This is a genomic window from Rossellomorea sp. NRS-1567 (genome assembly GCF_050467885.1).
Classification (GTDB): domain Bacteria; phylum Bacillota; class Bacilli; order Bacillales; family Bacillaceae_B; genus Rossellomorea; species Rossellomorea aquimaris_C.
In genome coordinates this window covers 123,308-138,140 of record NZ_JBITPL010000025.1, presented here as the reverse complement: position 1 = coordinate 138,140, position 14,833 = coordinate 123,308, and the positions used below count along the sequence as shown (strand labels likewise).

The following is a 14,833-nucleotide window of genomic DNA, read 5'->3' as shown; positions in this document are numbered from 1 at the left end:
TCTATTTGTCCTCCTTTAATGCTTTTAGTACCAATACACTTGCGATAAAGATGATGATGAAACCGGTCAATGCCAGGAATGGGATGGTGATAAAGCCGAACATGTTGATGTATTCGCCCGTACACGGGACACGTCCGCAGGCAGGTGCACTCTCTGATAGGAATGATACTTTTTGAAGAGAGTAGTGATATAAGGAAACGAGAATGCCGATTCCGGATAAAATAGTAGAATATAATGCCGCTTGAAAATCTTTGCGGACATAAGCCACTCCTAATAGAATGACCATCGGATACATTAAGATACGCTGATACCAGCATAATTCACATGGCTCATATTTCATGATCTCAGAGAAATATAAACTCCCAAGAGATGCCACAAGAGAGGAAGCCCATGCCAGGAATAACAGAGAATCTGCTTTTTTATTCATATAGAATTCCTTTCTACGTATATTCTATCAAATTATAGTATGTTATTATTATAAATGTAAAATGAGAAATCTTTATGAAGAAATATGATATTTTTTTAACGATTTGTGCAAACGCTTGCAGAGAGCGTTCTAATCTTTGAATCGATCTAACAGGAGGAAAACACATATGACGAAACAATGGTGGAAAGAATCGGTCGTCTATCAAATTTACCCTCGCAGCTTCATGGATTCAAACGGGGACGGCGTCGGGGATATCAGAGGAATTATTTCAAAATTGGATTATCTGAAAAAACTGGGCATTGATGTTGTCTGGTTATCTCCTGTGTATGAATCTCCGAATGATGATAATGGTTATGATATAAGCAATTATAAAAAGATTATGGACGAGTTCGGCACGATGGATGATTGGGAAGAAATGCTTGAGGAAATGCATCAGCGTGATATGAAGCTTGTGATGGATCTCGTGGTGAATCACTCTTCCGATGAGCACGGCTGGTTTGTGGAATCAAGGAAATCAAAGGACAATCCATATCGTGATTATTATATTTGGCGTGAAGGAACAGAGGGAAAAGAGCCGAATAACTGGGAGTCTGTATTTAGCGGTTCTGCTTGGGAATATGATGAAACGACAGAGGAATATTTCCTGCATCTTTTCTCAAAAAAACAGCCGGATCTAAACTGGGAGAATCCGAAGCTGCGCCAGGAAATCTATGACATGATGAAATTCTGGCTGGATAAAGGGATCGATGGTTTCCGTATGGACGTCATCAACTTCATTTCAAAAGTGCCAACATTTCCAGATGCGCCGAGTCCAGAAGGCAAAACGTATGCTTCCGGTCATGAGTACTTTATGAACGGTCCCCGTATTCATGAATTTCTCCAGGAAATGAATCAAGAGGTTCTCTCTCATTATGATGCGATGACGGTTGGTGAAATGCCTGGTGTGACACCGGATGAAGCCGTCCTTTACACAGGTGAAGACCGCAATGAAGTGAATATGGTATTTCAGTTTGAGCATATGGATGTGGACTCGGGTCCAGGAGGGAAATGGGACGTCATTCCTTTCGACCTTGTAAAATTGAAAACCATTTTAACGAAGTGGCAGACAGAACTTCACGGGAAGGGCTGGAACAGTTTGTACTGGAACAACCACGATCAGCCAAGGATTGTGTCACGACTTGGTGACGATGGAGAGTACCGCGAGAAATCTGCGAAAATGCTGGCAACACTTCTTCATTTGATGCAGGGGACGCCTTACATTTATCAAGGGGAAGAAATCGGAATGACGAATGTCCGATTCTCTTCCATTGAAGAGTACAAGGATATTGAAACCCTCAACATGTACCGTGAAAAAGTAGCAAAAGGCATGGATCCGGAAGTAATCATGAAGTCCATATATGTAAAGGGAAGAGACAATGCAAGAACCCCTATGCAATGGAACAGCGGGGACCATGGCGGGTTCACAGAAGGAAATCCATGGATCGCCATTAACCCCAACTACAAAGAAATAAACGCAGAAAAAGCATTGAATGATTCCGAGTCCATTTTTTACTACTACCAAAAACTGATCGCTCTTCGTAAAGAGCATGAAATTATCCCATACGGATCCTTCGAGCTTCACTATGCAGATCATCCCTCCGTATATGCCTATACGAGAGCCTATGGAAACGAGAAGATCCTGGTTCTTTGCAATGTATCCGGAGAAAAACAAGTCATTGATAACGTCGCTTCTTTTGATATCAATCAGGCTGAAATCCTCATAACAAACGAAGAAAAGCATGAAAAAGATGAGTTTACTTTAAACGCTTGGGAAGCAACGGCTTACTATTTTAAAGGGTAACGGAAGGAAGCACCCATATGATCGGGTGCTTCTATTTTTAAGGACACTTTTTGTAATGTTTGTTTGGTGTTAAAGATCTATGAAATAAATAATAACCAAGTTGATTGGAGCGGAAGGTGCTCGACTCCTGCGGGAATAACGGGAAAGTTGAGACCCCGCAGGGCAAAGCCCGAGGAGGCTCAACTCACGCCCCGCGGAAAGCGAGCACCTGTAGCGGAAATCAACCACTACTGGCTAACTTAAGAATAATTAAGGCCAAATCAAATTTCTTCAATTCATACACCCCCCTTTGCTAAAATAAAAGGGATGGACTGTCATGAACTTCGTTTCAACAGTGCACTATAAGGGTATATAATTCAGGTATTTTATGAAGGAGTAGATCATAGATGGCAGAAAAACTAGACTTATCACAGTTCGAAAAGAAAATGATCATTCGTCCAATGGAACATAAGGACATTCAAGATATCATCAACATGCAGTCTGTCTGCTTTCCAGGGATGGACCCCTGGAAAGTTGAGCACCTGGAAAGTCATTTGGACGTGTTTCCGGAAGGTCAGCTTGTCGCCGAATTAGAAGGGGAAATTATCGCATCATGCTCAAGCCTGATCATTAATTTTGACGAGTATGACGACCGCCACACTTGGGATGATGTAACGGATAATGGTTACATAACGAATCACAATCCCGATGGCTATAACCTTTATGGAATCGAAGTGATGGTTCATCCGGATTACCGACGCATGAAGGTAGGTCACCGTTTGTATGAAGCAAGAAAGGACCTTGCAAGGCAGTGGAATCTAAAGAGTATCATCATTGGGGGACGCATCCCGAATTATCACAAGTACTCTGAAGAAATGTCACCAAGAGAGTACGTGGATTCAGTGGGGCGTCATAAGATCTATGATCCCGTGCTTTCATTCCAGCTTCTGAATGGCTTCACCCTGATGCGGATCAACCCTAATTATTTGCCTGACGACAAGCGGTCCCATAAGTACGCCACACTAATGGAATGGAATAACGTCGATTACCGTCCGTCCAGCAAGAGGCATTTCAAAACAAGTTATCCGGTCCGAATCTGTGTTGTTCAATACATGATGCGTAAAATCAATTCCTTCGAAGAGTTCGCGAACCAGGTTGAATACTTCACAGATGTAGCATCAGATGCAAAATCTGATTTCGTCGTGTTCCCTGAAATCTTCACCACACAGCTCATGTCATTCTTGAACATCCAGTCACCGAGCCTTGCTGTAAGAAGGTTGACAGATTTCACTGAGGACTATATTGAATTATTCACGGATCTTGCGGTTCGTTACAACGTGAATATCATTGGGGGTTCTCACTTCGTCAAGGAAGAAGACGATGAAATCTACAACATCGCCTACCTGTTCCGTCGTGATGGAACGATCGAGAAACAGTACAAGGTTCATATCACACCAAATGAACGAAAATGGTGGGGAATCAGTCCGGGAGATTCCGTAAGGGTATTCGATACGGATTGCGGGAAGATCGCGATTCAAATCTGCTATGATATCGAATTCCCTGAGCTTGCCCGTATCGCAACTGACAAAGGGGCGAAGATCATCTTTACTCCATTCTGTACAGAAGATCGTCAAGGGTATCTCCGTGTCAGATACTGTGCACAGGCCCGTGCTGTGGAGAACCAGATTTATACGGTCATTTCCGGTACAGTCGGTAATCTTCCACAGACAGAAAACATGGACATTCAATACGCTCAATCAGGTATTTTTGCTCCGTCCGACTTTGAGTTTGCCCGTGATGGAATTGTCGGAGAGACGAATCCGAACATTGAAATGGTCATGATCGGAGACGTCGATCTCGAAGTGCTGCGACGCCAGCGTCAATCGGGTACGGTCCGCCAGCTGAAAGATCGCCGCCATGATGTGTATGGAGTGAACTATAAGAAGTAATAAAGTAAAAGCCTCGCTGAAGTGTTCAGCGAGGCTTTTTTGAGGAAAAAGACAAATGCTTTTTAGAAAAATTATGCTAAAATAAGGTCTGAACGAATCTTGTCGACATGTGACGGATTGTTTTAGCAGGATTTCTACAATATGTGATAGAATTTATTATTATACAGCATTAGGAGGGGATCGTTTTGAGTTGGAAAACATCTTGGGAAAAATGGAGCGACTACTTGCATCTGGATGAAGAGATCAACGAGCTTTTAGGAGCATTGAAAGACGACGAGAAAACCTTAGAAGACGCATTCTACAAAAACCTGGAATTCGGTACTGGTGGAATGAGGGGAGAAATTGGTCCCGGAACCAACCGAATGAACATTTATACAGTTAGAAAGGCCTCTGAAGGATTAGCACGATACATAGAAGAACAAGGTGAAGAGGCTAAAAAGCGCGGAGTTGTAATCGCTTACGATTCCCGTTATAAATCTCCTGAATTTGCCATGGAATCAGCTAAGACATTGGCTACACATGGTATTCAAACATATGTGTTCGACGAACTGAAACCAACTCCGGAGCTTTCATTTGCCCTTAGACAATTAAAGGCATTCTCTGGAATCGTGGTCACGGCAAGCCATAATCCCCCTGAATATAATGGGTACAAAGTATACGGTGAAGATGGAGCTCAACTGCCTCCACATGTAGCCGATGCCGTTATCGATAAAGTGAATGAAGTGGAAAATGAGCTGGAAATTGAAGTGAAATCAGAAGAAGAATTGAAATCATCCGGCCTGATTAAAATGATTGGCGAAGAGATCGATCAATCTTACCTGGAACATCTGATTTCGATTTCTGAAAAACCGCAAATCGCCAAGGAAGTCGACCTGAAAATCGTATTTTCTCCATTACATGGAACAGCCTTAAAGATGGCTGAAAAGGGTCTGAAAGCTTTAGGATATGAGTCTGTTCACATTGTGAAGGAACAGGCCATTCCAGATCCTCAGTTTACGACTGTGAAATCCCCGAACCCGGAAGATAAAGCAGCCTTTGAATATGCCATCCGTGACGGGAAGGAAATCGACGCAGATATCCTGATTGCGACAGATCCAGATGCAGACCGATTAGGTGTAGCCGTTAAAGGTGAATCAGGAGAGTATATCCTTCTCACAGGAAACCAGACAGGTGCGATTCTGCTGGATTATATTCTGGCACGTAAACAGGAAAAGAATATGATTCCTGAAAATGGACGAGTATTCAAAACCATCGTTACATCCGAATTAGGCCGTAAAGTAGCAGAACATTACGGAGCTTCAGTGGAAGATGTACTGACAGGCTTCAAATTTATCGGTGAAAAAATCAAGAAGTATGAAGAAACAGGCGAATACTCATTCTTATTTGGTTACGAAGAAAGCTATGGGTACTTAATCGGCGACTTCGCCCGGGATAAAGATGCCATTCAAGCCGTGCTGATGGCAGCAGAAGCAGCAGCTTTCTATAAGAAGCAAGGCAAAACCCTATATAATGTACTGAATGATTTATTTGAAAAGCATGGCTTCTATCAAGAGGGATTAAAGAGTTTAACTCTTAAAGGAAAAGAGGGCGCTGAACAAATTCAGGGGATTCTGAAGGACTTCAGAAACGAGCCTTTGAAAGAAGTGGCAGGTATGCAGGTCGTTTCATCGGAAGATTATAAAGTAAGTAAGAAAGTCGATTTACAATCAGGTGAAGAAACATCCATTCACCTTCCATCTTCCAACGTTTTAAAATACTACCTTGAAGACGGATCCTGGATTTGCTTGCGCCCATCTGGAACCGAGCCGAAAATCAAGTTCTACTTCAGCGTGATTGGTGAGACGCAGTGCGATAGCGATAATAAATTACATGCTCTGCAAGAAGCCATCATGGCGAAAGTGGAAACGATGGTAAGTTCATCTGTAGGAGAGGCTTAAAGGCTTTACTGCAGCAATGTATTGTCTAATACGAAACAAGAGATGTGTTGGTGCATCTCTTGTTTTTTTGTTTGGGAGTGGAACATATGTTTTCAGTCAAAGGTCGTAGAACGTTTCATTCTTTTTGAGAATACCGGTTTTGTGTAAAATCTATATAATAGTAGTGAAGGATCGGAGAGGACGATGAAGATGAATCAAGAATCCCTTTCAAATATCGGGCTTTTAAAAGAGATAGCCGAATTGCTGAACAATGAAACAGAGCTTTCTTCCATGCTTTCAGGGGCAGTGAAGAAGTTGATCAGAGGAACAAGCTTCACGACGGGATGGATTTTCTTTATTGAAAAGGAAGGAAGTCACGAGCTTGTCTCCTATGAGAATCTCCCAAAGTCACTATCTGACCGGAAATGTGAACTGATGAAAGTGGGCGGCTGCTGGTGTGTCAATCGCTTTCGAAATGGAAAGCTGACGAAAGCATCCAATATCATCGAATGTCAGCGGATCGAGCAGGCCATCGAAGAAAACAGAGGAGATACGGATGAAATAACGTATCATGCAACAGTCCCTCTTCAGTCCGGGAATGAATCCTTTGGGTTACTGAATGTAGCAGCTCCGAATAAGACCCACTTTTCTACAGATGAACTGGCTCTTCTGGAATCGGTTGCCTTTCAAATCGGTTCGGCCATTAAGCGAATTATGCTGACTAAGAAGGAGCAGGAAGTCGCTCTTATTGGCGAAAGGAACCGATTGGCAAGAGATCTTCATGACTCTGTGAACCAACTATTGTTTTCCCTTACGTTAACGGCAAGAGGCGGAGCTGAGATGACCAGGGAAGAGGAAGTAAAGGACACCTTCAAGACCATACAAAGTCTTGCCCAGGAAGCGCTATCAGAAATGCGTGCCCTCATTTGGCAATTAAGACCCCATGGTTTGGAAAACGGAGTGGTGGAAGCGGCTAAAGGATACGCAGACATGCTCGGTTTAACCCTTGAATTGAAAGTAGAGGGAGTCCTATGCCTAAGCTCTAAAATTGAAGAAGTATTGTGGCGTGTCAGTCAGGAAGCATTGAATAATTGTAAAAAACATTCGGGTGAAAAGAACATATTCTATTCATTAAAAAGTGAAGCTCAATCGATTCGATTAACGATTGAAGATAGAGGATACGGATTTCAATATGACAGGAAACAGTCCCTGCCGTCAGTGGGGATCCAAGGTATGAGAGAGCGTGTGAAAAGCATTGGCGGGGAACTAACGATAGATAGTGGACTTGGGAAAGGAACGACGATTGTCGTTCAAATACCGTATTAGGAGGTGCCATGCATGATCAGAGTGTTAATAGCCGATGACCATCACGTCGTACGAAGAGGTCTTGTCTTCTTTTTAAAAACACAAAAGGACCTGGATATCGTGGGAGAAGCGAAGGATGGGGCAGAAGCCGTCCGGTTAGCTGAAACACTTGAACCGGATATCATCTTGATGGATTTAATGATGCCGGTCATGGACGGAATTCAAGCAACAAAGGAAATAAAGAAGAATCATCCCGCCATTCAAATTCTGATGCTTACCAGCTTTTCTGATCAAAATCACGTGATTCCTGCCATAGAAGCAGGGGCAGCCGGGTACCAATTAAAAGATATTGAACCCGATGAATTAGTGAATAGCATCCGAAAGCTTTTGTCCGGGGAAAATTCTCTTCATCCTAAGGCAACCAACCATTTACTTACCCGGATCTCCAGAAAAGAGCCACCCCACAAAATCCATGAGCTCACTAAACGGGAGAAGGATGTTTTGATTGAGCTGACGAAAGGGAAGAGTAATAAAGAGATTGCTTCCAGCCTTTATATAACGGAAAAAACCGTCAAGACTCATATCTCAAACATTTTTTCCAAGCTGGAAGTAACTGATCGAACCCAAGCGGCTTTGTATGCCGTTAAACATCAATTGACATCAAACTAAACCGGAAAGGATTTTTATACCATGAGTATTGTAATTATTAACGGAAGTCCAAGAAAACGCGGGCGTACTGGAATTGCATCACGATTCATTGCCCGGACGTATGATTGTGATCTTATTGACTTGAGTGATGGATCACTGCCACTGTACACCGGAGAGCAGGATCAATCAGAGCTTAAAACCGTTCAATCACTTAAACAAAAAGTGAAGGAAGCAGACGCCGTCATTTTAGCTTCCCCTGAATATCACAGCGGTATGAGCGGGACATTGAAAAATGCCCTCGATTTCCTGAGCAGCGAACAATTTGCCCACAAGCCAGTGGCACTTCTTGCATGTGCGGGTGGAGGTAAAGGCGGGATCAACTGCTTAAACAACCTTCGCATCGTCGGCCGTGGAGTGTATGCAAACGTCATTCCGAAGCAGCTCATCCTTGATCCACACTGCTTTGATTATGAAGGGGACGGACTCTTAGAAGAACCTGCTAAATTAGTCGATGATCTGATGAGGGAACTGAAGGTGTATGTGAAAGCGGCTGAGCTAGTGAAAAGTGAAATTTCGTCTTAATCGAGGAAATCGGCATTGTGCCGGTTTTTTTTGATTGGATTCAATTTTAATGGTTCTATACATACCAAAATAATAAAAGCTGATCCAATAGCGCATACTAATTGGATCAGCCGTAGGTGGAATTCTCTTTTGTTACATCTCTGCAAAGGTTTCCTCAAGTGGTTGCTCGACACTATAGGTGAAGTTTGCATGTTCAATATATCGTAATAGCGTATATAGGCTACGCTCTACAACCGTGTAATCATTAGAAAAATGATACGCATGTAAGAAGTGTTCAATTCTTTTCGAAAGAAGGTCATCCTTCGTTCTCACCATGAGGATCAACAGGTTATCCCATTCTGATCGGTGAGTGTAATACAAGGCCCGATCGTAATCGACTTTGTTCACTTGGTTTCCCTCCTTTTGAAGGGGTAATCATATTGTATGGAGAAAACCGCTTTTATCTCTCTGTAAAAGTTGGTTATGTTGCAAATGCTTGTTTTCCTACTATTGGGTGAATAAATCAGTAAATTTAATTCATCCTATTAATGAAACGAAACAGAGGTGATGATAATGAAGAAAGCAATAGTAATCGCATCAACCGTATTTTTTCTTTTATTTTCAAATCATGCAAATGCTCAACCAACGGATTATCAAAAATTTGGCCGGATTGCCACAGCCGTCATTAAAGAGGACTACCCCGGTCAGCCTGTGAAGGATTATCAATACCAGGGTAGAAAGAAAATGACGGAAAACAAAGTGGCCGACTCATTTGAATTTACCGTTCAAGAGAACAGTGCAGAGAAGAAGGTACTTGTAGTCGTCGTACACGATCTTGATAATGAAAAAATACTGAACATTACGGTGCAGGAATAGGTGTAACAGATAAAGTCTTCTTAAAGGAAGGCTTTTTTTGTTCGGATTGTGCGTGTAATATCTAAATCATGTAACTGCTACGCCGTATTGATTATAAAATAAAGTATTCTCTGCAAAAATTGAAACCATTTGCTAAAATAAACCTATACATAATTTATTTTTGATTTTGAAAGGGGTTCTTTGTTCCAATGTGATGCCATCTTTTCTCACCTAAATAAAAACTGAATAGAGGGAGGAAAAGATATGCATTCCACTGCATTTAGAAATCTTTGGTTCGGTCAAGCGTTAGCAAATATGGGAGATATTTTGTACATTGTAGGGTTAATCTCCCTTGTATACAATATAACGGGTTCTGCTGTTTATATGACGGCCGTTCCTTTGGTGATTACGTTTTCGAGATTCATAAGCAGCATGGCGGCACCTCTTCTGTTGAATCGCACGCAAATGAAGAATTTAATTGCCTACTCTCAAATGGGAAAAACATTCTTCTTATGTTTCTTCCTCTTGTTAATGGTACTCAATATTGAAAATGTGTGGTTCTTTTTAGGGTGTGCGAGTATTATTTCATTTTTAGATGGATGGGCATTGCCTGCCAGGAATTCGTATGTGCCTTTTCTTGTGAAACGGGAAGAGTTGATGGGAGCGAACGGTTTTTTATCCACCGTCGATCAGACGATACAATTTTCAAGCTGGGCATTAGGCGGAATCCTGCTATCGCTCATAAATGTTACGAATCTTTTTATCGTGATCATTGTTTTGTTTCTCGCCAGTACTCTCTTCATGCTGAAGCTCCCTGTTATTCCAAGTACGAGCTTAGAAGTGAGAAAAGTTTGGTGGAAGCAGCTTGGAGAAGGGTGGTCAGAAGTTAGAAAGAGAAAGGGATTAGTTCCCGTGTTTTGGATCTATGGGTTAGAGTCGATTTCAGGCACTGTTTGGATTGCGGCTGTTTTGTATTTGTATGTTGATCTGCAATTGCAGCGAGGAGAAGAATGGTGGGGGTTCATCAACTCCAGCTTCTTTATCGGCTTGGTCCTTGCCTCGTATTTGATTTTTAAGCTCCACGGCTTGTTTTCAAAACACAGGCATAGATGGCTCCCGATTTGCATGGTCTTTACGTCAAGTGTGACACTCGTGTTTGCCTGGAATAAGGTTGCGCTCCTTGCACTCGTTTTATCCTTTGTGTTCGGTTTGTTTGATCAAATTAAAAATGTCGTTCTTCAGACGTATTTGCAGGAAAGTGCACCACCTGAAGAGCTCGGGAAAATCTATGCTGCTCAAGGAGCGTTAACCACATTGCTGTTTGGGTTATCCTCTGTTGGAGTAGGGCTTCTTCTTGAAGTACTAAGTATTTCAATGATTTTCTCACTATCAGCAGTCTTACTGCTGGGCACTCTTATTCCAGTTATGCTGCTTCAAAAGAATATAAGGACATAACATTTAAGAAAAAGCTGTTCCCATCTTGTGATCGGGAGCAGCTTTTTTTGTCGACTTCAGCTTATGCTTGTCGGGCTTGCCCAACCCGGCTCCGCTTTTCTTCATGTCCAGCTCCGCCGGGTAGTCCCTCGAGGTCATAAGCTAAATCGACCAAAAAGGCAAAGTGCGCCTTTCCGGTCGATTCATCTTATGCTTGTCGGTCCTGACCAACCCGGCTCCGCTTTTCTTATTGTCCAGCTCCGCCGGGTAGTCCCTCGAGGTCATAAGCTAAATCGACCAAAAAGGCAAAGTGCGCCTTTCCGGTCGATTCATCTTATGCTTGTCGGACCTGACCAACCCGGCTCCGCTTTTCTTTTCATCAAATCCCTTTTCTTTTCATACATTTAGATAAGAGTATAAAGAGGGGGATGACGATGAATTTAGAGGAACAGAGGCAGTTGCAAAATGCGATAGGGGAAATTACTGAGATTGCAGCCGGGTTTGGTCTTGATTTTTATCCGATGCGTTATGAGATTTGTCCTGCTGAGATTATTTATACATTCGGTGCTTATGGGATGCCGACCCGCTTTTCTCACTGGAGTTTTGGGAAACAATTTCATAAGATGAAGCTTCAATATGATTTGGGTTTAAGTAAGATTTACGAGCTCGTGATTAACTCGGATCCTTGTTATGCTTTTTTATTGGATTCGAATGCACTTATTCAGAATAAGTTGATTGTTGCCCATGTGTTGGCTCATTGTGATTTCTTTAAGAATAATGTGAGATTTCAGAATACGAAGCGGGATATGGTAGAGAGCATGGCTGCTACTGCGGAACGGGTGCGAAGGTATGAGATCGAGCATGGGAAGCAGGAGGTTGAAAACTTCCTCGATGCCGTGCTTGCCGTGGATGAGCATATTGATCCGTCATTGATGCGTCCGAAGCTGTCGTGGACGATGGACGATGTGGAGTGGGTGGAGGAAGAAGTGAGTCATGCGACTCCTTATGATGATCTGTGGTCGTTGGATGAAAAACCGAAGAGCAGAGAGAAGAAAAAGGTGAAGAAGAAGTTCCCTCCACAGCCTGAAAAGGATATTCTTCTCTTTATTGAGCAGTACAGCAGGGAGTTGTCTGACTGGCAACGGGATATATTGACGATGATGAGGGAAGAAATGCTGTATTTCTGGCCGCAGCTTGAAACGAAAATCATGAATGAAGGGTGGGCTTCGTATTGGCATCAGCGCATCATCCGAGAAATGGATTTGACGAGTGGTGAGTCCATTGAGTTTGCTAAGCTGAATGCAGGTGTTGTACAGCCTTCCCGTACGCAGATCAATCCATATTATTTAGGATTGAAGATTTTCGAAGATATTGAAGATCGTTTCGACAACCCGACGGATGAAATGAAAAAGCGTGGGGTGAAACCAAATTCAGGCCGTGAAAAAATGTTTGAGGTTCGTGAGATTGAGTCTGACATTTCCTTCTTACGGAACTATTTAACGAAGGATCTTGTTACGAGAGAAGATATGTATTTATTCCAGAAGCAAGGAAAGGACTACAAAATCGTCGATAAAGAATGGACTCATGTACGGGACCAGCTGGTGGGGATGAGGGTCAATGGAGGGTTCCCATACATCACCGTGAATGATGGGGATTATATGAAGAGCGGGGAGCTTTATTTGAAGCACTGGTTCGAAGACGTGGAACTAGATATTAAGTATTTAGAAAAGGTTTTACCTTATCTGCATCAGCTTTGGGGAAGACCGGTCCATATCGAAACGCATGTGGAGAACCGTGATATGTTATTTACGTATGATGGGCGAAGCGTGCAACGAAAATATTTGTAATTGGGCAGAGCAGTTCCAGGAAATCCTGGAACTGCTATTTTTGTAAAAAGCTAAAGGGGTTCTAAATAGATGGACTGGCTTATACGATAATAAGAGAGGTTATTTTAAACTTTAGGAGGAGACGGGAATGGCAGATGTTGAAGTCTTTATCGGTGATTTAACAGACCAGACATTTCATTATGAAGGGGGAGACTGGAATCATAATTACCCGAAAAGGATCAGTCCGTTTTTTCCGAAAGGGTATGAACTCTTCTTCTCCCTGTTGGATGGCATTTACTATAATAAAATAGAAGGCAGGCAGACAGACTGGGGAAGTCATACCTGTTTGATGTACCCGGATGAAATGCTGCCGGTCTTGGAAGACTACTATAAGCGGGATATGGACAATGAACAGGTGCAGGAACTATTTCAGTTTATAAAGCAATTAAATCCCCATCAACAATACGGCTTAGTGGCATGCGAGATGTCATAACGTAGAAAAGGACAAACTGCCTCAGGCATTTGTCCTTTTTACATACTTACATTATTTCTGGTGAAACGGGTATTGAGTCTATCGGTGAAAAATAAAAAGGATTTTTGAAAGATGGGACTTTGAATAAACGTATAAATAAAAGTAAAAACGAAGACTGGACCGGAAAGAAGCAGTCCGATTAGTAACACCGCACACTCACACATGATCCGGACTCTGCTGATTGAAAGATTAGTTAAATCCGAAATGGTAAGCATAAACCCGTCCCGCGGACCTGTACCAAGGTGTGCCGCTGAATATAATCCCCCGCCAACCCCCATTAAAATAATCGCTGATAAGAGAATCAGGATATCTGCGACTAGGTTTGTTTGAGGCGGAAGCAGGTCGTAAAATAGAAAGAAGTCGACCAACATGCCAACCATCACTCCGTTAAGGATCGTTCCGATTCGAACATACTTCCCTTTCAAAACCAGGGTGCCTGCAATCAAGGTGGCACCGACCATGATATTCCACGTTCCAATCGTTAAGCCGAACTTCTCGAATAAGGCAATGTTTAACACATCCCATGGATGGATCCCTAAGTATTGCACTTTGATGGACATGCTGATCCCATAGCTGAAAATAAGTAACCCTATTACAAAATAACTTATTTGCCAATAGATTTTCATAGTTTCTCCTTTAAAATCAGAATCATTTTTAAAAATGCGATGTCTATAACATTATTTTACAATGAAAAGGATTATGAAGAAATGGGTCGTTTAGGGGCAAAACAAAAAAGAAAAATCGGATCAGTTTCCTGATCCGATTTTTCGGGTGCTTATTATTGAGCAGTATATCCGCCATCTAAGACAACGGCCTGACCAGTTACACCTTTTGCTTTGTCACTGGATAGGAAAATGGTGTAGTCTGCAATTTCTTCTACTGATAATAATCTCTTTTGTGGAACAAGAGGATAAATGACATCCTCCAATACTTTTTCAAGCTCCACACCACGGGTCGTTGAAATATCCTTTAACTGGTTACGGACCAGGGGGGTATCCACGTATCCGGGGCATAGGGCGTTGACGGTAATCCCATGCTCGGCACCTTCTAATGCTGATACCTTTGTCAGACCAATGACACCATGCTTGGCGCTGTTGTATGCCGCTTTTCCGGCAAAACCGATCAGTCCATTAATGGATGCCATATTAATGATACGACCGAATTTTTGCTTCTTCATATGAGGGAAAGCAAATTTTGTTGCGATAAAGGGAGCGGTCAGCATAATTTTGATCAGGAGTTCGAATTTTTCGATAGGAAATTCTTCAATTGGAGCTACGTGTTGAATACCTGCGTTATTGATTAATACGTCTATGCGGCCATAGTGCTCAACTGTTTTATCAATTCCCGCTTTCACTTCTTCTTCACTGGTAACGTCGCATTTAATGCCCAGGCAATCGAATCCTCTGTCTTTCAATTCTTCAACCGCTTCATCCAGTCCTTCTTGATTGATATCTGAGAGAACAACTTTAGCACCATTTTGAGCAAAGTGTTCCCCGATTTCAAACCCGATTCCCCTTGCAGCACCTGTAATGAATACAACTTTATCATTTACCATCTTCTT

General features: G+C 42.4%; 14 protein-coding genes. 10 read left to right on the top strand and 4 right to left on the bottom strand.

Going from position 1 to position 14,833, the window contains the following annotated elements; translation table 11 throughout:
* Position 1: 1 nt before the first annotated feature.
* Positions 2 to 427 (bottom strand): disulfide oxidoreductase, encoded by a 426-nt coding sequence (locus tag ACIFOD_RS18800; protein ID WP_430315861.1) that lies wholly within the window; start codon positions 425 to 427, stop codon positions 2 to 4.
* A 166-nt stretch (positions 428 to 593) separates the two neighbouring features.
* Here ACIFOD_RS18800 and ACIFOD_RS18795 point away from each other — a divergent pair, with 166 nt between their 5' ends.
* The 6 genes from ACIFOD_RS18795 (at position 594) to ACIFOD_RS18770 (ending at position 8,646) form a co-directional block, all read left to right on the top strand.
* Positions 594 to 2,267 (top strand): glycoside hydrolase family 13 protein, encoded by a 1,674-nt coding sequence (locus tag ACIFOD_RS18795; protein WP_430315860.1) that lies wholly within the window; start codon positions 594 to 596, stop codon positions 2,265 to 2,267.
* A gap of 386 nt (positions 2,268 to 2,653) precedes the next feature.
* The gene (locus ACIFOD_RS18790) at positions 2,654 to 4,195 is read left to right on the top strand and encodes a GNAT family N-acetyltransferase (RefSeq protein ID WP_397553214.1); all 1,542 of its coding nucleotides are present in this window, start codon (positions 2,654 to 2,656) and stop codon (positions 4,193 to 4,195) included.
* Between the two features lie 185 nt (positions 4,196 to 4,380).
* Entirely contained in the window at positions 4,381 to 6,132 is a 1,752-nt protein-coding gene (locus ACIFOD_RS18785; protein ID WP_430315859.1) for a phospho-sugar mutase, read from the top strand.
* Positions 6,133 to 6,321: 189 nt separating this feature from the next.
* Positions 6,322 to 7,437: a GAF domain-containing sensor histidine kinase gene (locus ACIFOD_RS18780; protein WP_430315858.1), complete on the top strand. Its 1,116-nt coding sequence runs from the start codon at positions 6,322 to 6,324 to the stop codon at positions 7,435 to 7,437.
* A 12-nt stretch (positions 7,438 to 7,449) separates the two neighbouring features.
* Positions 7,450 to 8,085, top strand: a complete 636-nt coding sequence (locus ACIFOD_RS18775) for a response regulator (RefSeq protein ID WP_397553217.1) — start codon at positions 7,450 to 7,452, stop codon at positions 8,083 to 8,085.
* Between the two features lie 21 nt (positions 8,086 to 8,106).
* Positions 8,107 to 8,646, top strand: coding sequence for an NADPH-dependent FMN reductase (locus ACIFOD_RS18770; RefSeq protein ID WP_397553218.1), 540 nt, complete (start codon positions 8,107 to 8,109; stop codon positions 8,644 to 8,646).
* Between the two features lie 132 nt (positions 8,647 to 8,778).
* Here ACIFOD_RS18770 and ACIFOD_RS18765 read toward each other — a convergent pair whose 3' ends face one another.
* Positions 8,779 to 9,033 carry a YhdB family protein gene (locus ACIFOD_RS18765; RefSeq protein ID WP_397553219.1) on the bottom strand — a complete coding sequence of 85 codons (255 nt, stop codon included), beginning with the start codon at positions 9,031 to 9,033 and terminating at the stop codon, positions 8,779 to 8,781.
* A 165-nt stretch (positions 9,034 to 9,198) separates the two neighbouring features.
* Here ACIFOD_RS18765 and ACIFOD_RS18760 point away from each other — a divergent pair, with 165 nt between their 5' ends.
* From ACIFOD_RS18760 to ACIFOD_RS18745, 4 genes are all read left to right on the top strand, one after another.
* Complete coding sequence (locus tag ACIFOD_RS18760) at positions 9,199 to 9,501, top strand: DUF3889 domain-containing protein (RefSeq protein WP_181778108.1); 303 nt, start codon at positions 9,199 to 9,201, stop codon at positions 9,499 to 9,501.
* Between the two features lie 243 nt (positions 9,502 to 9,744).
* Complete coding sequence (locus ACIFOD_RS18755; protein ID WP_430315857.1) at positions 9,745 to 10,935, top strand: MFS transporter; 1,191 nt, start codon at positions 9,745 to 9,747, stop codon at positions 10,933 to 10,935.
* Positions 10,936 to 11,348: 413 nt separating this feature from the next.
* The gene (locus ACIFOD_RS18750) at positions 11,349 to 12,761 is read left to right on the top strand and encodes a SpoVR family protein (RefSeq protein ID WP_428973520.1); all 1,413 of its coding nucleotides are present in this window, start codon (positions 11,349 to 11,351) and stop codon (positions 12,759 to 12,761) included.
* A 127-nt stretch (positions 12,762 to 12,888) separates the two neighbouring features.
* The gene (locus ACIFOD_RS18745) at positions 12,889 to 13,233 is read left to right on the top strand and encodes a hypothetical protein (RefSeq protein WP_397553223.1); all 345 of its coding nucleotides are present in this window, start codon (positions 12,889 to 12,891) and stop codon (positions 13,231 to 13,233) included.
* Positions 13,234 to 13,271: 38 nt separating this feature from the next.
* Here the strand turns inward: ACIFOD_RS18745 and ACIFOD_RS18740 are convergent, their stop codons facing one another.
* Together ACIFOD_RS18740 and ACIFOD_RS18735 are read right to left on the bottom strand one after the other, a co-directional pair.
* Positions 13,272 to 13,898: a YitT family protein gene (locus ACIFOD_RS18740; protein ID WP_397553224.1), complete on the bottom strand. Its 627-nt coding sequence runs from the start codon at positions 13,896 to 13,898 to the stop codon at positions 13,272 to 13,274.
* Between the two features lie 152 nt (positions 13,899 to 14,050).
* Positions 14,051 to 14,827: a 3-hydroxybutyrate dehydrogenase gene (locus ACIFOD_RS18735; RefSeq protein ID WP_113969445.1), complete on the bottom strand. Its 777-nt coding sequence runs from the start codon at positions 14,825 to 14,827 to the stop codon at positions 14,051 to 14,053.
* Positions 14,828 to 14,833: the final 6 nt, after the last annotated feature.